Origin of the sequence: Sinisalibacter lacisalsi (genome assembly GCF_014640115.1) — a bacterium.
GTDB lineage: Bacteria > Pseudomonadota > Alphaproteobacteria > Rhodobacterales > Rhodobacteraceae > Sinisalibacter > Sinisalibacter lacisalsi.
Genome location: NZ_BMGI01000001.1, coordinates 1,135,414 through 1,153,759 on the forward strand (window position 1 = coordinate 1,135,414; position 18,346 = coordinate 1,153,759).

17 protein-coding genes are annotated in these 18,346 nt (G+C 66.1%); 12 read left to right on the forward strand and 5 right to left on the reverse strand.

Annotation, left to right across the window (positions count from 1 at the left end):
• Positions 1–33: 33 nt before the first annotated feature.
• From IEW01_RS05650 to IEW01_RS05660, 3 genes are all read right to left on the reverse strand, one after another.
• Positions 34–2,676 carry an AAA family ATPase gene (locus IEW01_RS05650; RefSeq protein WP_188526597.1) on the reverse strand — a complete coding sequence of 881 codons (2,643 nt, stop codon included), beginning with the start codon at positions 2,674–2,676 and terminating at the stop codon, positions 34–36.
• Positions 2,673–3,809 (reverse strand): metallophosphoesterase family protein, encoded by a 1,137-nt coding sequence (locus tag IEW01_RS05655; protein WP_188526598.1) that lies wholly within the window; start codon positions 3,807–3,809, stop codon positions 2,673–2,675. Before IEW01_RS05655 ends, IEW01_RS05650 begins: the two co-directional genes overlap by 4 nt.
• Positions 3,810–4,187: 378 nt before the next feature.
• Positions 4,188–4,832: a HEPN domain-containing protein gene (locus IEW01_RS05660; RefSeq protein ID WP_188526599.1), complete on the reverse strand. Its 645-nt coding sequence runs from the start codon at positions 4,830–4,832 to the stop codon at positions 4,188–4,190.
• Between the two features lie 708 nt (positions 4,833–5,540).
• On the opposite strand from IEW01_RS05660, the gene IEW01_RS05665 reads away from it, so the two are divergent.
• Positions 5,541–7,397 carry a serine hydrolase domain-containing protein gene (locus IEW01_RS05665; RefSeq protein ID WP_188526600.1) on the forward strand — a complete coding sequence of 619 codons (1,857 nt, stop codon included), beginning with the start codon at positions 5,541–5,543 and terminating at the stop codon, positions 7,395–7,397.
• Positions 7,398–7,732: 335 nt separating this feature from the next.
• Here the strand turns inward: IEW01_RS05665 and IEW01_RS05670 are convergent, their stop codons facing one another.
• Positions 7,733–8,461 (reverse strand): TspO-related membrane protein, encoded by a 729-nt coding sequence (locus tag IEW01_RS05670; protein WP_188526601.1) that lies wholly within the window; start codon positions 8,459–8,461, stop codon positions 7,733–7,735.
• 532 nt (positions 8,462–8,993) lie between these two features.
• On the opposite strand from IEW01_RS05670, the gene IEW01_RS05675 reads away from it, so the two are divergent.
• The 10 genes from IEW01_RS05675 to IEW01_RS05720 all read left to right on the forward strand — a co-directional run bounded on the left by IEW01_RS05675 (position 8,994) and on the right by IEW01_RS05720 (position 16,909).
• Positions 8,994–9,716, forward strand: a complete 723-nt coding sequence (locus tag IEW01_RS05675; protein ID WP_188526602.1) for a response regulator — start codon at positions 8,994–8,996, stop codon at positions 9,714–9,716.
• Positions 9,713–11,227, forward strand: coding sequence for an ATP-binding protein (locus IEW01_RS05680; protein WP_188526603.1), 1,515 nt, complete (start codon positions 9,713–9,715; stop codon positions 11,225–11,227). Before IEW01_RS05675 ends, IEW01_RS05680 begins: the two co-directional genes overlap by 4 nt.
• Before the next feature lie 4 nt (positions 11,228–11,231).
• Positions 11,232–11,453, forward strand: coding sequence for an SHOCT domain-containing protein (locus IEW01_RS05685; protein WP_229738087.1), 222 nt, complete (start codon positions 11,232–11,234; stop codon positions 11,451–11,453).
• Between the two features lie 399 nt (positions 11,454–11,852).
• Positions 11,853–12,311, forward strand: coding sequence for a c-type cytochrome (locus IEW01_RS05690; protein ID WP_188526604.1), 459 nt, complete (start codon positions 11,853–11,855; stop codon positions 12,309–12,311).
• 397 nt (positions 12,312–12,708) lie between these two features.
• A complete protein-coding gene (locus IEW01_RS05695) occupies positions 12,709–13,221 on the forward strand; it encodes a cupredoxin domain-containing protein (RefSeq protein WP_188526605.1) in 513 nt (170 codons plus the stop codon).
• Between the two features lie 65 nt (positions 13,222–13,286).
• Entirely contained in the window at positions 13,287–14,681 is a 1,395-nt protein-coding gene (locus IEW01_RS05700) for a multicopper oxidase family protein (protein ID WP_188526606.1), read from the forward strand.
• A 110-nt stretch (positions 14,682–14,791) separates the two neighbouring features.
• Positions 14,792–15,175, forward strand: coding sequence for a c-type cytochrome (locus IEW01_RS05705; protein ID WP_229738107.1), 384 nt, complete (start codon positions 14,792–14,794; stop codon positions 15,173–15,175).
• Position 15,176: 1 nt separating this feature from the next.
• Positions 15,177–15,908 (forward strand): DsbA family protein, encoded by a 732-nt coding sequence (locus IEW01_RS05710; protein ID WP_188526607.1) that lies wholly within the window; start codon positions 15,177–15,179, stop codon positions 15,906–15,908.
• Between the two features lie 41 nt (positions 15,909–15,949).
• Positions 15,950–16,591, forward strand: coding sequence for a L,D-transpeptidase (locus IEW01_RS05715; RefSeq protein WP_188526692.1), 642 nt, complete (start codon positions 15,950–15,952; stop codon positions 16,589–16,591).
• A gap of 57 nt (positions 16,592–16,648) precedes the next feature.
• Positions 16,649–16,909, forward strand: a complete 261-nt coding sequence (locus tag IEW01_RS05720; RefSeq protein ID WP_188526608.1) for a hypothetical protein — start codon at positions 16,649–16,651, stop codon at positions 16,907–16,909.
• 45 nt (positions 16,910–16,954) lie between these two features.
• Here IEW01_RS05720 and IEW01_RS05725 read toward each other — a convergent pair whose 3' ends face one another.
• Positions 16,955–17,548, reverse strand: a complete 594-nt coding sequence (locus tag IEW01_RS05725; protein ID WP_188526609.1) for a Crp/Fnr family transcriptional regulator — start codon at positions 17,546–17,548, stop codon at positions 16,955–16,957.
• An 11-nt stretch (positions 17,549–17,559) separates the two neighbouring features.
• On the opposite strand from IEW01_RS05725, the gene IEW01_RS05730 reads away from it, so the two are divergent.
• Positions 17,560–18,150 carry a hypothetical protein gene (locus IEW01_RS05730; RefSeq protein WP_188526610.1) on the forward strand — a complete coding sequence of 197 codons (591 nt, stop codon included), beginning with the start codon at positions 17,560–17,562 and terminating at the stop codon, positions 18,148–18,150.
• The last annotated feature ends 196 nt before the right edge of the window (positions 18,151–18,346 follow it).

Consider the following 18,346-nt stretch of genomic DNA (forward strand, 5'->3'; position numbering starts at 1 on the left):
CTCAAGGTCGGCGACCGGCGTTACCCATTCGGATCAGGCGCTCGCCTCCGCCGGAAGTTTGGCCGGCTCGAAGCCGAGCACCTTGCCGCCGAGTGCGCGGAAGGCACGCTGACGGCAGGAGAAGATGATAAGCTGCATGTCGCCGGCCTGCCGGTGCAGGGTGTCGAACATGCGTTCGATCCGGTCGTCGTCGGTGAAAACCAGAGCATCGTCCAGGATCACCGGCGCGGGGCGGCCGGATTTGGCCAGCAGCCGCGCGAAGGCGAGGCGCACCAGCAGGGCAATTTGCTCGCGGGTGCCGCCGGAGAGGACATCAAGGCTTTCCTCCTGGCCATTGCGGGTGAGCGCGGTTGGCAGGATCGTCTCGTCGTCGAAGGCGAGTTCCGCGTCTGGCCAGAGCACGTGCAGGAGGGGGCGCAGTTCCCGGCTGACGGGTTCGAAGTAATGTTCGCGCGCCGAGATGCGGGCGGCATCGAGTTCGGCCTGCAGCAGCGAAAGCACGTCGCGCTCGAAGCTGTAGCGCTCGAGCCGGCCGCGGGCCTCCGCCAGTCGGTCGCGGACCTCGCCGAGGTCTTCATCCACCCCCTCGGCAGCGCGCAGACGGATCAGCGTATCCAGTTCGGCGAGGCGCCGGTCGAGTTTCTGAAGGCGGTCTTCGGTTGCGGTCAGCGCCGATTGCGCGCGCTTGAACGCCGCCTCGGCGACCTCGAGATCGGGGGCAGCTTCCGCGAGGCGCTTGGCTTCCGCATGGGCTTCGGCAAGGGCCGCGTCGGCCCTCGTCACCGCGTCGGTGCGCTCGGTTTGCTCGGCAGCGAGATCGACCCCGTCGAGCGCGGCCTCGGCTTCCGCGCGCCGGGTGTCGGCGGCTTTTCGATCGGCCGTGGCCGTTGCGAAGGCAACCTTCGCCTCGTTCACGACCCGAGAAGCCCCTTCGAGCTTCTCGGTGGCAGTTTCCACTGCGCCGCGTGCCTGCTCCACGGCGCGCTCCGCGGTCGCGCGGTCCGGCAATTCGGCCGACGGATCCGGAACATCCTCGCCGGCATCGCCAAGCGCTGCACGCGCCGCTTCAAGCGCGGCGATACCGTCAGGCGCGACCCCGGCCAGCGTTGCCTGCGCTTCGCGCAGGGTGGTCTCGGCTTCAAGCCGTGTGGCGGCGAGGCGCCTTGCCTCCTCCGGTGTTTCGGCGCCGGTTGCGGCCAGCGCGCGTTCGAACCCCTCGAGCGCCCGTTCGTAGTCGCGTTCCTGGCCGTCGACGGTGCCGGGCTCGATGCAGAGCCGACCGATGCCGTCGAAGACGAGATCGCCGCCGGCAGGCAGCGGGTGCGGCCTCTCGTTTTCAAGCACCGCGCCGTCTTCAAGGCGGACACGCGGCGCCCCCGGTTGGTCATAGTGCATGGTGACGCGGAGCGCCGCCTGCTCGCGCAGCGCCTCCTGAACGCGCAGCGACTGCAGCGCCTGGTCCAGCTTTCCGATGGCCTTGGCGTCCGGTCCCGTGCGCGCCTCCTTGCCAGCGCGCGCGATGGTTCGGGAAAGTTCCCGCGCCGCGGCAAGCTTCTTGTCGAGGTCGTCGCGCTGTTTGCGCTCGCGCTCCGCGGTCTCGGCGGCGATCACCGCCGAATGCTGCCGTTCCGCGCCCGCAAGATCTGCGCGGGCGGCTTTCAGGATGTCTTCGGCCTCCGCAAGCGTGGTTTCCCGAGCTGCCAGGTGCGCTGCGGCCTGGTCTTCGGCGTCCTTCCCGGTCTGCGCCTGACTCACGGCCTGGTCGCGGGCGCGCACCATTTTGGCGAAGGCGCTGCGCCGCTCCGTCGCGACGGCAAGTGCCTTCTCGGCTGCGTCAACCTTCTCGCCCGCCTGCGCAACCTTCTCGGCATGGCGCCGTGCATTCTCAAGCGCCGCGCGTGCCGCATCAAGCGCGGCCTCGGCCGCCGCGGCCTGTTCCGGGTCCCGCAGATCCTGCGCTTCGCGGCGGAGTTCGCGCCGCTCTTCGATCGCGCTCGACAGCTCGCGCGAGAGGGCCTCGAGTTGGGACTCGCGGGTTTCCAGGTCCGCCGCCTCGTCTTCGGCGGCCTTGAGAGGGCCACCGGCCCTTGGCCTGCCGGTGGCGGTGAGCAGTTCGTTCAACTCGGCCGTGCAACGCGCAAGCGCGCGATCCATCCGCCGCCCCCCGGTCATCGCCTCAACCTCCCCCGCCACCGAGGAAAGCAGGTCGCGCCGGATACTGCGGGCGTCGTCGGCCGCGCGGCCGGTATCGCCGTCGAGCGCGGTCACCCCCTGGCGCACCCAAAGAAGCCCCGCCGGCCCGCCGGCCGCGTCCGATCTGATTTGGGTCTCGATCCATTCCTCGGCGGCGTCGTCCTTGGCGACGAGGCGGCTGTCCTGGTGAACCTCGGCCATGGCCCCGGAGAGCCAGCGCTTGGTGATCCGGTAGCGACCAGCCGGCAATTCGATCTCTACCGATACGGTCGGGCGGCCGCCGGCATGGGGCTGGAGCGATTTGACCTCCTTGGCCCGCGAGCGGTGCGGCAGGAAAAACAATGCCTGCAGCGCATCGAAAAGCGTGGACTTTCCGCTTTCGTTCGGCGCGGTCAACACGTTCACGCCGCTGTCGAGCCCATCAACGCGGATGGGTGACGTAAAGCGGCGAACATCGGAGAGGGTGATCGAAAGGATCTTCATTCCGCGCCCTCCTCCTGAAGGTAGCTGTAGAGCCGGTTCAGCGCCGCCTCGGCGGTCTTGCGGACCTTTGCCGATTGCGTCTCGTCTGCGGCATGTGCGGCCAGCCGTTCGGCGGCGACACGCAGGGCACCTGCCCGGTCGATGGCGTCGAGATCCGCGAGGTCGAACTCGGTGGCGAGTTGATCCGTGACCAGCTCGAAATGCCCGAACTCGGGCTCCGCCAGTCGAACCGCCGCGGTGAGCGCGGCCTGTTCGGCGAGACTCGCCCGGCCGGTCGCGACGATCTTCATCAGGTGATTCCGCCGCGCGCTGCGTGGCACGGGCAAGAGGGCTTCAAGCGCGCCCGCCGGGCCTTCGCCGGGCAGCAGGGCGAGTTCGGTGGCCCGCCAGGCGAACTGCCCGATCTCGACCGGCGCGACCTCCGGAGGCTGCCCCGGAGCCAGGGAGACCGAGAGGCAGGCGCCGCGGCCCGAGTGGCGGAAATCGGTGAATTCCGGCGTGCCGGAATACCATGTCCGCTCGCCGATCCGCATCTGTCCATGCCAATCGCCAAGCCCGAGGTAGTCGAGCCCCGCCCGCACCGCGCGGTCGGGTGCGATCACCATGTCGCCTCCCTCACCCTCTTCGGAAAATTGCGTGACCGGGCCGTGCGCAAGGCCGATCCGCAGCGCCCCCTGGGGCGTGGAGGCGTTGTCCATCGCCTCGGTCAGGTCGATGCCGGGTCTTCGGCGGGGCAGGGGAGCGGGAAGAAGCCAGACGCCCGAGGCGACCTCGACGGGTTCATTAGACGACAGAACATGGACGTTGGGCGGGGCACCGGCAAAGATCCTATCCCAGAGCGCTTCGGCGGCAAGGCTGTCGTGGTTGCCCGGGATCAACCACCAGTCGATACCGCTGTCGTCGGCCATGGCCGCGAGGGCCTGGCTCAGCACACCGGGGCTCGGTGTTTCGGTGTCAAAGACGTCGCCCGCGACGAGCACATGCTTCGCGCCGGCCCCGCGCGCCGCCTCGGCGAGATTGCCAAGGGCCGCGTGGCGCGCCTCGGCAAGCCGTCCGGTGATCTCGGCAGGATAGCGCGCAAAACGCTTGCCCAGGTGAAGATCCGAAGAATGGATGAACCGAAAAGTCGTCACTTGTCATCTCCGCGTATGGCGAACTGTGGTGGCCCGCGACCAACACCCGCAAATCCCCGGGCGCCACGACATTGTCCGCATCGCGCCATTTGGAAGGTTGCCGAGCGATTTCGTGCCACCCCGACGCCTTGAACCGCACCTCCGGGCTTCCACCAACGTGCCGTCGAGCACCTCCTCGCCCGAAGGCGCGAGCCGGGACAGGGGCGCCTCGCGAACACGCCAGCGCCCGTCATGGGTGAGAGCACTCGCCGAGCGTTGCGCGGCGCGGCGGCTTGCGCCGAACACCCCGGCGTTCTGTTCGAGGCTCACACCCATGTGGCGCGCGGCCGCGACTTCGGCAAGCCTCAAGAGGTCGAACGGCTCGGAAAATGCCATGCGTCAGGCCTCGACCACTGGATAATGGGGCCGGCCCCAGTCCGCGTGGGGATTGTCCATCATCAGGTCGATCATGATCGGGACGATGGTGCCGAGGATCGCGCTTGCGTCGCGCAATTGATCGCGGTTCACGCGTGAGTCCCAGGTCGCGCCGCCGTGCAGGATCTGGTTGCGCAAGACGTAGAGCCGGTCGAACAGCATCGACAGGATCCGGGCGGTATCCTTGCCGGCGAGGGCCATGGAAAACGCCCGTTTCGCCCGTGCGAAACGATCCTGCCAATCGCCGTACTCCGCCTCACCATTGTGATGCTTCCAGAACGGGCCATACACATAGGGGTTTTCCAGGAACACACGGATCGGCCCGGGAAAGGTTGCCCAAACCGCGTCGTAGAGCCGCCCTTCCAAGTCCAGGGCGTGCAGCTTCGCGAAGAAATCCTGAAACGCTGCCCGCGCTTCCCCCACGGATTGCTCATCCGCATAGGCCGCATTGAAGGCGATCCACCAGAAGACGAAGGCGGCATCCGGGTCTTCCGGCTCTTGCTCTGCGCGCCGCACCCAGCTGATCGCGCGGTGGATCTTCAGACCGAACTCCGGGGTGAACCCGTCACGAATACTGCGTTGCCGTTGCTTGAGGGCCTCGAACGCCATGCCTTCTTTCCCTGGTTGGAGCAATCAGACGGTAGCCACCGAACATCCCAAACGCAACTTCCGCATGTGCGCAAAGATCTCCTCTCATGGTTACGTGGAGCCAACCCCTGCGCCGAGAGGCAAACCGCACCGCACCGCCGCAGCGCGACTTGAGCGACTGCCGAAGCAGACCGCGGAAGAGGGGTTTTCGGGCTGGAAGCGGCCATGCCTTGCCGCGGCATCTCGCGCCGGACTCCGTTGGGCGCGCGATCGCGTTGGTGGGCCGGAGCGGCCGTCGAGAAGCTTCCTGGCAAACAGGTGCGTTTCTCGCCAGAGGCGCAGTCAGTGGTTCGAAGCGTGCCAGTCAATCCCGGCGGTCGGCCTCAACGATCAAGGGGTGGGTCTGGTCATCTGAGGTCAGACCGTCTAACACTGTAGTCGCGCTGGTCCTTGCGCTTCATGCGAAAGTTCACGGCTTGGCCCATCGTGCACCGAAAGAAGGTAGCCATCGAGTGACTCGATGACCGACCGCTCGCAGATACCGGGATTTCACAGGATCTGGCGTGGTCGCTGATGCCCGCCGACGCAGATCGCCTTTGCGGCGTGGCGCTGACAGACAACTGCCAGATGAAGGATTTCCCGATCATGAGACGATTTCTGCTTTCCGCGACCGTGTTCGCAGCCGTTCTACTGGGTCAGACCGCGATGCTGTCTGCGCAGGAGCCTGCCATGTCGACCTGGACCGATCCGCAGGGTCGCTTCTCGCTCGTCCTTCCCGAGGGGTGGCTTCTGGACGAGTCAGACCCGCTCGTGGCCCTGACCAGCCCCGAGGGGGATTTCGCCCTCTGGTTCGGTATCTCTCAAGAGACAGACGCAGCGGAGGCTGTCTCGCAAGCCTGGGGCGCGGTCGGTGAGGCCGCACCCGCGCCGCAGGCCGTGAGCGCGGCGCCGGCCCGCCCGGGGTTCGATGCGGCAACCGCCTTCAGCTACCCGCCCGACGGCGAAACCGTCCGCAAAGCCATCGTCGAGACGCGCGACGGCCGCCTGCATGTCACCCTGATCCGCGGCGCGCTGGCCGCGCTCGACCGGCGCGGCGCACAGATCAACATCGCCGCCACCGGCTTTCGCCCAGCCGATGACGACTCGACCGATCTGGCCGGGATCACGCCCGATCCGCTCGACGCCGCCGACTTCGCCGCGCTGGAGGCTTATGTTGCGGACAACCTTGCCGGTTTCGACGTACCCGGCGCGGTCGTGGCCGTGGTGCAGGGCGGCGACGTGACGATGGTGCAGGGCTTCGGGGTCCGGGCAAAGGGCGGGATCGAACCCGTCACGCCCGACACGCGCCTGATGATCGGCTCGGTCGGCAAGACGATGACAACGCTCATGATGGCGCGGCTGGTCGAGGACGGGCGCCTCGACTGGGATCAGCCGGTGCGCGAGCTTCTGCCCGAATTCGCGGTGGCGGACCCGGCCCTGTCCGAGACGATCACGGTGCGCAACCTGGTTTGTGGCTGCTCGGGCGTTCCCCGGCGCGACATGGAATTCCTGTTCAACGCGGCCGACCTCGATGCCGAGGCGGTGATCGGCTCGCTCTCCGGGTTCGAGTTCTTCACCGGCTTCGGCGAGGCGTTCCAGTATTCCAACCAGCTCGTCGCCACCGGCGGCTGGGCGGCGGCAGCCGCGGCGGGCGCCGATTGGGGCGTGCTTGACGCAGGCTATGCCGAGGTGTTGGAGGAACGCCTGTGGGCCCCTCTCGACATGACGCGTTCAACCCTCGATTTTGCGCAGGTTCTGGCGGATGGCAACTTTGCCGCGCCGCACGCCCCGCATGGCACGGGTGAGCGGCGCATGCTCCCGGTTGAGGCCGAACAGATGCTGTTGCCCGTCGCTCCCGCCGGCGCCCACTGGTCCACCGGCGCGGATATGGCGCGCTATCTTCAGGCGTTGCTCGCGGCGGGAACCGGAACAGACGGCATCGTGTCGCCCGCGTCCTTCGCCACCCTGACCACGCCGCAAGTTCCGGTCAGCGCGACCATGTCCTACGGGCTCGGCTGGTTCGTCGAGGATTGGCGCGGCCAGCGGCTGATACACCACGGCGGGAATACCATCGGCTTCACCAGCGACCTCGCCTACCTGCCAGAGGCGGATGCGGGCATCGTGATCCTCACCAATGCCGGCCGCGCGAACGACTTCGCCAAGGCCGTGCGCCACCGCTTCCTGGAACGCCTGTTCGATTTGCCCGAGGCGCACCATGCCGGCGCCCTGCTCGCGCGCACCGAGGCCGAGCGCCGGGGGGAGGAACTGGCGGCAGCCACCCCGGTCGACGCCGCGACCGTGCAGTCCGCCACCGGCCGCTACCACTCGGACGTGCTGGGCGAGGTGGAGCTTCGCAGCGAGGGCGACCGCCTGATCTTCGATATCGGTGAGATGGCGAGCGAGGTGCGGGTTGACCCGGTTGGACCCGCCCGGTGGATCATCTGGTCGGGACCATTTTTCACCTCGCCGCTCGTCTTTGACCCGGAGGCCCGGACGCTGACCTTCGGCGAGGGCGCCGCCCGCTATGTGTTCGAGGCGCAACGATGATCGCCGCGCAGCGTCTTGGCGCGCAACTGAACTGGTTGCAGGAAAAGGCCTTGATTTGAAGTCAGCCTGTTCTCCAACTGAGGGGGCAGGTGATGCAGATGACCTGCCACTGAACTTGCATCCAGCTGCGATCGGAGCCTGATCGGTGTTTGCGCCGCTTGGCGCAGGTCGAGCAATTCGATGCGGCCTCCAAGGGGAGAAGGTCCACCGGCACGAGCGCCTTTGCGTCGGTTAGCCGTCAGGTCACGGCCTGGCCATCGCGGCGCCTGGCGATCGGTGCGGCGCGACCGAACTTCCGCACATGCTGCGAGCAGGTGGCAAGGGTGCGCGAACACTCAAGACGACTGCACCCAGCCCGGACGAAAGCGAATGAACTCGACGATCATCACGATCGCCAGCACGGCGGCTCCACCTGCTGCCAACCACGTGACGCTCGGCACCGCCGCACCGTTCTTCACCGCGATCGCGATCAGCGCCCAGATCACCGACAGGAAATAGATCGGCTCGTCCCGCCGCATCCAGTGAATGCCCAGCGAGGTCGCGAAGGCGAGGACGATGCAGATCTGTGCCCAGGTCACCTCGCCGAACGCGATTTCGAACCCGGCACCGGTAAGGCCGAGCGAGGCGAAGCTCGCCGCGGTCAGCCAGCCCGCATAGAAGGCGATCGGGGCCTTCCCGAGCCACCGGTCCGCCAAGGGTGCACGGACAAGGGCGATGGCCGCCGAGACCAGCATGGCGAAGATCAGGATCGTCGCCCAAATCGGCGACACCATCGCCACGGGAAGCCAGATCGACCCGATCACCAGCGAGATCAGGAGTGGCCCGCGGTGCCTGTCCCAATCCCGGTTGTCGTGGCGTCGCAACAGCCCGAACCCGGTCGCCGCCAGGAGCCACAGGTAGATCGGACCCCAGATCGCGAATGCGTAGCCCGCCGGCTGAACCGGGGGATCGACCTGCGGATTGGGGTAGAGCTGCGGATCGAAACCACCGAAGCCCGGCACCAGGAACGGTCCGAGCACAAACGCAACGGCAGCGGCGAAGAGAAGCAGGGCCTTGGCGCGCATCGTGATGTCCTTTCACCCGACATTCTGGAAGGGGCGGGCCTATTGGCGCCAAGGTCGGCCGATCCGGCGCTCGGGTCAAGCCCGGTCATGGCACAGCCGCGCGGGTAACGCCCCGCTCACGCCGTTGCCGATCGTCAGCATGTGAACTCCGATGGCGCCAATACGGACGTAAAGCTTCAACGAAATGCGCCGTATCCGAGCGCGGTGCTTTCCGCCCGCCTGATGGCAATACGCCTCTCTCAGCCAGCGTGACACCCTGGCTGCGCTGGGTGTCTTCGACGGCACAAGTGAGCCAGGTTTGGCGATTAGATTGCATCCGCCTTCTCATGTCCGCCGGCTCGACGATCTCGCCCATGCTCACCGCGCCGTCTCCTTCCAAATGAGTTGTCTGGTCGACATGCGGCATCAGAGGGGCTCGCGACAGGCGCGTCTCTTCCCGACTTGTATCTGTTCGTTGCAGGGCAGGCCTTTGATACAAAGGATTACATGCGCGATGCTTACCGTGTTGCGGCACATTGGCTAAACACGAGGGATGACCACCATGCCGCATATTCTCGTCGTCGATGACCACCGGCAAATCCGGGTCTCGGTCACGCGTTTTCTGGAGCGCAGCGGCATGCGGGCGACGGCGGCCAAGGACGCCCAGGAGATGGATGCCAAACTTGCGAATGGGCAATATGATCTGATGGTGCTCGACGTCATGATGCCGGGCGAGGATGGGCTTTCGGTCTGCCGGCGGATCTCGGCCGAGAAGCGGCTGCCCATCATCATGCTGACGGCGCTCGGGCAGGAGACGGATCGGATCGTGGGGCTCGAGATCGGGGCGGACGATTACCTGCCCAAACCTTTCAACCCGCGCGAGCTTCTGGCGCGGATCAAGGCCGTGCTCAGGCGGACATCCAGCGAACAGAGCGAGGCCGGGGAACTTTCGGGGCGAAACCTTCGTTTCGCTGGCCTCACGCTGGACACCGATACCCATGTGGTCAGCGACGCAGATGGCAATCGCGTGCAGCTGACCAGCGCGGATTTCCGGCTTCTGACCGTCATGCTCGCCCGCCCGCGGACAGTTTTGAGCCGCGAGCAGCTGCTCGATCTCACGGCGGGACGCTCGGCAGGACCGCTCGACCGCACGATCGACAACCAGATCAGCCGGCTGCGTCGCAAGATCGAAGCCGACCCCTTGCGGCCTTCGCTCATCAGCACCGTTCGAAACCGTGGCTACAGTCTGAACGCTGACGTGGAGGTCATCGCGTGACCCGGCGGTGGTTGGGAAGCCTGCGGACGCAGCTCGTTGTTCTCATCCTGGGGGCCTTGGTGATCGCGCAGGCCGTGAGCCTGTGGCTCTTTGTCGATGAGCGCAGTCTGGCCGTTCGCGCCGCATTGGGGTTCGAGGCAGCCGGGCGTGCCGCCAATGTCGTGCGCCTGCTGGAGGAAGCGCCACCCGATCTTGCGGGTTCGATCGTGCGCGCCGCAAACTCGCCTCTGGTGCGCTTTGACCTTGCACCCGACCCGAGCGTGACGGTGCCCGACCATCACCACGCGGACTACATCGAGACGCGCGTTCGGGCGTTGTTGGACGAGGGCATGAGCCGCGACGTTCGGGTCAACCTCAGGGAAACGGCTGTCCCGCTCCACCCCATTCCGAACCTGACGTCGCAAATGGCCGAGCTTCACCAGGAGATGATGCGCGGCCAGATGCAGGCGGTGGAAATGACCCTCTCCATCGCGCTGGCCGGCGGCCAGTGGCTGAACGTGGCCACGCGCTTCGAACGCCCGCCCCTGCAATGGCCCCTTTCTTCTTTCCTGACGTTCGGGCTGACGGCCGCCCTGATCCTGATCGCGGTGTTCTGGTTCGTCATCACCCGCCTGACCGGCCCGCTGCGGCATCTTTCCGGAGCCGCCGAGAGGCTGGGGCGCGGTGACGCGGTGGACGCGCTGCCTTTCGCGGGACCGAACGAGGTGCGCGATCTCACCCGGGCGTTCAACAGGATGCAGGAGCGGTTGACGCGCTTTGTCGCGGACCGCACCCGGATTCTTGCCGCGGTCAGCCATGACCTTCGCTCGCCCCTCACGGCAATGCGGTTCGATGCCGAGCTGGTGGAAGACCATGAGACCCGGGAAAGCCTGATCGCGTCCATCGACGAGATGCAGATGATGACCGAGGCGACTCTGACCTTTGCCGAGGGGCTTGCGGGGCATGAGCCCTCCGAGACCGTAGAGCTTGCCGACTGGCTTGAGGCGCTGGCGCACGACATGGTCACCCCTTTCGACTTGGCCGGGGGCCCGCCGCTGCAGGTGCGGATACGTCCCCTCTCGTTGCGCCGGGCGATACGCAACATCGCGGAAAACGCGATCCGCTACGGCGGCGGTGCAAAGGTCGGCTGGCGGCGTGTGGGCGATGATCTGGTGATCGAGGTGAGCGACAACGGCCCCGGTATCCCGGATGAGAAGCTCGAAGAAGTCTTCGCGCCGTTCTACCGGCTCGAAGCGTCCCGGTCGCTCGAAACCGGGGGGCACGGGCTGGGTCTTGCCATCGCGCGGGCGATCGTGCGCGCGCACGGTGGTGATATCCAGCTCGAGAACCGGCCCGAAGGCGGACTGACGGCGGCGATCTCCATCCCGCTTGCGGACGACCTCACGGTCAAAGACGAAACACAGCAGAAGGATGAACAGAATGAGACGAACAGCTCTCACGACACTTCTGGTCCTCGCGGCGCCGACACTGGCCGCAGCGGACCCCAGGGAAAATTCGCAAGGAGGATATGATCACATGATGTGGGGTGGCGGTTTCGGTATGTTCGGCGGGTTGATGATGATCCTGTTCTGGGGCCTCGTCATCGCGCTGATCGCCTTCGGGGTGAAATGGCTTTCCGACAATCGCGGAGCGAGCAACAGCCGGCGCGACGCCCTCGATATCCTGCGCGAGCGCTTCGCCTCGGGCGAGATCGACGAGGACGAGTTCGAGCGCCGGCGCAAGGCGCTCGAAAAGTGACGCTTGCGCCCTCGGCCCCTCCCGTTTGAGGGGCCATGGGCCCTGCGCGTTCCAAGCCATGGCACCAGCTGGTCGCCACGCACTCGGTGGCGGGCATTGCAGCGGATCGGTCATGGCGTTTCCTTCCGGAGCGGCAGCACGGCAGACCGCGTTGAACGGTATGCCGCTGCGTGGAAACGCTCCGGACAGGGCGTGGCCCAGCCGCGCCGCCGCAGGCTCCAGGATACATTTGGATACAAAAAACACGGGCTTATCAGATTGATAGGTCTGCACTATCCGATACAACACTCCCCGTAGGATCGCCCGTGCGGAGAAGGCATCAAGGCTGGATGGTCGATAAGCAAGCCGCGCGATCGACGGTGTGCCTGCGCGCGACCATCAGATTGGAAAGCAGCGAACATGGACAAACTCGGTTGGCTTGTCGGTAGCGTTTTTCTCGCGGGACTGGGGGTCGTTATCTGGCAGGCGACACAACCGGCCGCGCAAGGCGCCGGTCGCTCGATGGCGCCGCCGGACGCGACCCGGGTCGCGGATGGAACCCCCATCGTGGAAGTGAACCTGCCCGACAGCCTTTCGGCGGATGCACAGATCGGCGAACGCGCGTTCAACTCCGTGTGCGCCGCTTGTCACGGCACGAAAGCCGCCGGTCAAAACGGCGTCGCGCCACCGCTCGTGCATCGGATCTATGAACCGAGCCACCATTCAGACGAAGCCTTCCAGCGCGCGGTTCAATACGGTGTTGGGGCGCATCACTGGAACTTCGGCAACATGCCTCCGATCGAAGGTCTGACCCGCGCCGATGTGCAATACATTGCCCGCTATGTCCGCGAATTGCAGCGCGAGAACGGGATCGATTGATGTGGGGGGCATCGTTCATGGGGGTGCTCGGCGACGTCTGCGCGGTTCTGGTGATAGGACTGGCGGGGCTCACCATGCTCGCTCCCGGCTTTGCTGCCCCGCTGGACGCCCGTTCGGAGACCATCGCGGCGGCTGAGGGCAGCCGCGCGTCTGTTCAGGATGCAGAACATGACGGTGGGTTCGACTGGTCCTGCCATCCCGGCCTCGATTGTTCTCCGGCCGCCATTCTCCTGTGGGGACCGGTCTCCAGGACCCATGTTCTCGTCGGAAAACGTGGGAGTCTTGAGATCATCGCAGCGGGTGGGAGAGATGCGGTCGTCGAACTCCCGCCTCCGCGCACCGGCGCAGTACCGCGATCAGTTATCCTGCGACACACCCAGACACGAGAGATTATGTAATGATCAAGATACTCCCGACCGGCACCGCCCTTGCGACGGCACTCACCTCGGCCATCGCCATGGCCAGCCCCGGGCACGAGAGCAGCATCGGCGAACCGGGCGACACGGCGCAGGTGGACCGCACCATCACGGTGGAAATGGATGAGATGGAATTCAGCCCGGAGACCATCGAGGTTCAACCCGGCGAGACGATCGGCTTCGAAGTGGTGAATGTCGGCCGCATGGTGCACGAGTTCAACATCGGCACGAGCGAGACCTGGAACGGTCACCGCGACGAGATGCGAACGATGATGCGCGAAGGCATGATGACGGCCCAACGCCTCGACCACAGCCGGATGTTGGAAGCGGGAATGATGCACGACGACGCCAACGCCGCGCTGCTGGAACCCGGTGAGACAGGGCAGGTCATCTGGACTTTCCCGGAAGGCGGCGAGATCGGTTTTGCCTGCAATGTGCCCGGCCACCGCGAAGCGGGAATGGAAGGCGATTTCCGCATGGGCCACGGCTCCTGAGGTCATCACGGGACAATCGGACGGGCGGCATGGCTGCCCGCCCAATATCACAGGACGAACGAGACATGCAGACACGACGGGCCTTCATCACGCGGGCGACAGCGGCGCTGGGCCTTGCAGCCACCGCGCGCCACCCATCCGCGGCGTCCCACGCGCTGCCGAGCCTCACCGCCCAAGAGGCCTCGGTGCAACTGGCCCCCGAAAGCTACCCCGAGACATCCATTTGGGGCTATGAGGGCCGCACGCCCGGCCCGGTGATCCGCGTGCCGCAGGGGGAACGGTTACAGCGGCGTCTGGTCAACGATCTGCCAGAGCCGACCTCGGTCCACTGGCATGGCATACGGATCGACAACGCGATGGACGGTGTCGCGGGGCTCACTCAGGATGCCGTCGCGCCGGGGCAGAGCTTCGACTACGATTTCGTGGTGCCCGATGCGGGAACCTACTGGTATCACGCACATAACCGTTCCTGGGTGCAGGTCGCTCGCGGCCTGCACGGGCCGCTGATCGTCGAGGAGGCCGAAGCGCCCGAGGTCGATCGCGAGGAAATCCTCGTGCTCGACGACTGGCTGCTCGATCGCGATACGGGGCTGATCGACGACAGTTTCAACCATCCGATGATGATGAGCCACGCCGGCCGGATCGGCAATCTGATCACCGCGAACGGGCGCTTCGACCTCTCGGTCCCGGTGCGGCGCCACGCGCGTCTGCGCCTGCGGCTCATCAACGCGTCCAACGCGCGGATCTTTCCGCTTCAACTCGACGGCTTGCGGGGATGGATCGTGGCGCTCGACGGCATGCCGCTCGCCGCGCCCGAGATGCTGGACGACATTCTCATCCTCGGCCCCGCCCAGCGCGCCGACCTGATCGTCGACGTGATGGCCGGGGAAGGCGAGACCGCGCATCTCCCGCGGATCGGCAACGATGACCGACCGGCCCCCTTGGTCGCCTTCCCGGTTTCGGGCAGTGCCGCGCAGAGGCCCCGCGCGGCGCCGGGCGCCTTGCCCCCCAATCCCGGCGACGGCATCCCGTCGCTGGCCGATGCCCGGCCGTTGCGGCTGGTGATGGCGGGCGGGGCCATGGGCCGGATGGAGAGCGCCGTTCTGGGTGGAGAGCGTCTCGGCTTTCGCGAGCTCGCGGCCCAGGGGCGCTTCTGGGCCTTCAACGAGATGGCCGAGATGACGCAAGAGCCGCTGGCCGATCTCTCCCTTGGAGAACCTGTGCGCCTTGAGATCGTCAATGAAACCGTCTTTCCCCATGCCATGCATCTGCATGGGATGCATTTCCGCGAGGTTCGCGACGGCAGGCCGGCGGGTCCCATGCGCGACACGCTGATGATCGACCCGCGCGAAACCCGCGAGATCGCTTTCGTCGCAGACAACCCCGGCGATTGGCTGTTCCACTGCCACATGCTCAGCCACGCTGAAAGCGGCATGATGACATGGATTAGGGTGACATGAAGGGCTGGATGGTCATGGCCGCCCCGGCGGCGCTGGTGTTCGTGGGCGCAGCGGGCTGGATGGCCTTTCGCGGCGCACCAGACGCACCCGATGATCCAGCGGTGCCGGTCATGCCGGCCACGGTCGATGTCGCGCAAGGCGAAACGCTTTACGCCGATAGCTGCGCGTCCTGCCACGGCGCCAACCTGGAAGGTCAGCCGGAATGGCGATCACCGGGCCCGGACGGGCGGTTGCCCGCGCCGCCCCATGACGAAACGGGGCACACCTGGCACCACCCCGACAGGGTCCTGTTTCAATACACCAAGCTCGGCGGGCGGGCCGCATTGGCGCTGCAAGGGGTGGACTTCGACAGCGGCATGCCCGCCTTCGGCGAGACACTGACGGATCAGGAGATCTGGAACATCCTCGGCTACATCCAGTCGACCTGGCCAGAGCGCGCCCGCAGGGTGCAGGCCGAACGCACAGCAGCCGATCTGGCAAACGGAGGAAACTGAAATGAAAAAGACTGTTCCAATGGTCGTGACGGCGCTTGCGCTGCTGCTCCCAGTGCAGGCGTCGGCGCAGGATCTGTCAGAAGATCGCGTGCGCGAGCTGGTTCTGGAAACCATCCGCGACAATCCGGAGATCGTGATGGAGGCAGTTGCGATCCTGCAATCCCGCGAAGCCGAGGCCCAGGCTGCATCGCAGGCCGAGGTGCTCGCCCGCGAACGCGCCGCTCTGGAGCGGGATCGCAACGCGCCGGTTCTGGGCAACCCCGAGGGCGACGTTACCGTGGTGGAGTTCTTCGACTACAACTGCCCCTACTGCCGCAGCGTTAAACCCGAGATCGAGGCGTTGCTCGAGTCCGACCCGAACGTCCGGCTTGTTTATCGCGAGTGGCCGATCCTCGGCGAAGGCTCTGTCTTTGCCGCCCGTGCGGCCCTGGCGGCCCGCAAGCAGGGCCTCTACGAGGAATTCCATTGGGCGATGATGGACATGAACGGCCGCGCCAACGAGGCCTCGGTGGTGCGGATCGCCGAAGGGGTTGGCCTTGATATCGCGCAGCTACGCCGCGACATGGAGGCGCCGGAAGTGGAAGAGCACATCCAGAGCTCGCTGCGTCTTGCGCAGGAACTGGGCTTCAATGGCACGCCGTCGTTCGTCATCGGAGACGCTCTTGTGCCGGGTGTGATGGACCTCGAACAGTTGCAGACGCTCGTCCTTCAGGCGCGCAAGGAGGAGAATTGAAACGGCACGACAAAAAAGGGCTGAGCCGGCGCCACTTCGTCATGACCGCCGCCGCGCTGTTCTCGCCGCCTGTCTCCGGGCCGCTTCTGGCCGACACCTTTCCGGGCGAGGGGCAGAAAATGGCCTGGGACGCGCAGGTGACGCCGCCCTCATTCAACCTGGAAACGACCAATCCCTGGGGCCTGCATCAGCGTTTTCTGCCGCAACGCGTCGAGGCGCGTTCGGGGCTTGTCCCGGGCGACATCCATGTGGATGCGATCGCGCGCTATCTCTATCACGTCGAAGAGGGCGGAACGGCCATGCGCTACGGCGTGGCCATCGCGCGCGGCAAACTCTATGAGCCGGGCACCTACACGATCCGCCGCAAGGTCCGCTGGCCGCATTGGACCCCGACACGGGCGATGATCGAACGCGATCCGGAGCTGTACGAAGATTTCGCGGACGGCATGGAGCCCGGCCCGACGAACCCGCTGGGCTCGCGCGCGCTCTATCTCTTTGTCGGAAGCCGTGACACCTACCTGCGGATCCACGGCTCCCCACATCCGCGATCAATCGGCGGGCGGGCAAGCTCCGGTTGCGTGCGGATGGTGATGGCGCATATCAACGCGCTCTACCCAAAAGTCGAAATCGGTGTGACAGCCCATCTGCACCCGCCAGACGGCTACGTCACGCCCCGAAGTTGACAGATCGGTCGATACAAGCGCCAGCATCCGGCCCGGACACACGAAAGAGGACATGACTTGCAACGGACATTCGTCATCGGGATAGTAACCACCGCCTTTCTCGGCGGTTGCAGCGCAGTCGACGGGGCAGGGGGCACTCAGCCCGGCCCTGTTCCCGAGCAGGTGATCGCCCTTGCGGCACCTTATCAGGACATCTCCACCGCACGCTTCCTCCCGGAAGACGGATGCTACTGGTACCTTCATGCCGGTCCGGTCGAGACGACGCTGCTGCCGCTCAGAACCGCCGATGGGCGGCCGATCTGCACGGCGTCGGAATAAAAGAAAGGGGTATCGGCAATTCGCCCCGCGGCACCCGGCCCGCACTCATGCGCCAGGGTCTGCCTTTCGGCGACGCGCCAATTCGCGGTAGAGCGCCTCTCGCGTGACGCCCAGCTCGGCGGCCACCTCCTGCCGTCGGCCCTTTTCGGGTAGACGGTTTCCCTCTCCCAGCCAGGCGTCGAGGCGGTCCGCGACCCGCGGCAGCGACCGGACCTCGGCCCTGAGCCGCGCCGCCTGAACACTGCGCGCCAGCAGCGCGGACCAGCTTTCCGCCAGCGCCGGCTCGTCGACGAGCGCGGACAGGAAGCGCTGCTTCGGCAAACCTGCGACCACGCTTTGCTCGGCGGCGACAGCATCGCAGTGATACCGCGACGAATAGGCCGAGGCTTCGGCGATCACAGCGCCCGGCCCGGCGTTTTGCAGAACCATCAACGCGCCATGCGCCGTGTGACGCTGCAGATGCACCCTGCCGGAGCGCACCCAGTAGATGCCCGAGACCTCTTCGCCTGCCATGAACAACGTCTCGCCGGGGGCGAGCTCGGTATCGCGTGCATCCTGAAAAAGCATCGAAATCGACATCCGCATGATCGCGATCATATGGTCGGCGGCGATGGCCTGCAACAAGAGGACGATAGTCAAACGGAGGCCTCATGATCCGATCAGCGTTTCTCTTCACCCTTCTCGCGTCGCCCGGTCTCGCGCTGGCGCAGGACGCGGCCGCTCAGCATGGCGGGATGCAGCACGTGCCCGCAATGTCCCACGAGGACCATCGGGTAAGCGCGGACGCTGCTGGCGGCGAGGTCACGGAGGGCGGACAGTCTGCCTTCGCAGCCGTTCAGGAGATCGTGTCGCAGCTATTGGCGGATCCCGAGACGAACTGGAGTCGCGTCGACATAGAGGCGCTGCGTCAGCATCTGATCGACATGGACAACGTGACGCTCCGCGCCCGCGTCCACGTCCAGCAGGTCGAAGGCGGTGCCCGCTTCGAGGCGATTTCGGAGGACGCGGCAGTCACCAGCTCGATCCGCGCCATGGTCCCGGCCCACTTAGCGACGATGGATGGTGTCGAGGGCTGGACATTGCAGGCGGCGGAGATCCCGGGTGGCGCGGCGTTGATCGTGACCGGCGCCGATCCGGCTCGCATCAGGGCCCTCGGATTCATCGGCGTGATGACGGTTGGCATGCATCACCAAGCCCATCACCTCGCGCTGGCGACGCGGCAGAACCCCCACGCTCACTGAATTCGGCCGGGACATTCTGAATGATTGGCCCTCGGATTTCGATAGCGGTTCGAATTTCCAGGTAGGTCGACGGTCCCTGAGAACCCCCCGCTCGAGGTCTTGGATACCCTCCCTGGCGTACGAGAAGGGTCATGAAATGTCCTTCGCCATCCATCGACACGAGGGTTTCCAAACCAACCTGATCTTGCGAGAGGAT

Coding starts and splice junctions, on each gene's coding strand:
- IEW01_RS05650 (WP_188526597.1), bottom strand. CDS start 2,676: ATGAAGATCCTTTCGATCACCCTCTCCGATGTTCGCCGCTTTACGTCA.
- IEW01_RS05660 (WP_188526599.1), bottom strand. CDS start 4,832: ATGGCGTTCGAGGCCCTCAAGCAACGGCAACGCAGTATTCGTGACGGG.
- IEW01_RS05665 (WP_188526600.1), top strand. CDS start 5,541: ATGTCGACCTGGACCGATCCGCAGGGTCGCTTCTCGCTCGTCCTTCCC.
- IEW01_RS05670 (WP_188526601.1), bottom strand. CDS start 8,461: ATGCGCGCCAAGGCCCTGCTTCTCTTCGCCGCTGCCGTTGCGTTTGTG.
- IEW01_RS05675 (WP_188526602.1), top strand. CDS start 8,994: ATGACCACCATGCCGCATATTCTCGTCGTCGATGACCACCGGCAAATC.
- IEW01_RS05685 (WP_229738087.1), top strand. CDS start 11,232: ATGATGTGGGGTGGCGGTTTCGGTATGTTCGGCGGGTTGATGATGATC.
- IEW01_RS05690 (WP_188526604.1), top strand. CDS start 11,853: ATGGACAAACTCGGTTGGCTTGTCGGTAGCGTTTTTCTCGCGGGACTG.
- IEW01_RS05695 (WP_188526605.1), top strand. CDS start 12,709: ATGATCAAGATACTCCCGACCGGCACCGCCCTTGCGACGGCACTCACC.
- IEW01_RS05700 (WP_188526606.1), top strand. CDS start 13,287: ATGCAGACACGACGGGCCTTCATCACGCGGGCGACAGCGGCGCTGGGC.
- IEW01_RS05705 (WP_229738107.1), top strand. CDS start 14,792: ATGCCGGCCACGGTCGATGTCGCGCAAGGCGAAACGCTTTACGCCGAT.
- IEW01_RS05710 (WP_188526607.1), top strand. CDS start 15,177: ATGAAAAAGACTGTTCCAATGGTCGTGACGGCGCTTGCGCTGCTGCTC.
- IEW01_RS05715 (WP_188526692.1), top strand. CDS start 15,950: ATGACCGCCGCCGCGCTGTTCTCGCCGCCTGTCTCCGGGCCGCTTCTG.
- IEW01_RS05730 (WP_188526610.1), top strand. CDS start 17,560: ATGATCCGATCAGCGTTTCTCTTCACCCTTCTCGCGTCGCCCGGTCTC.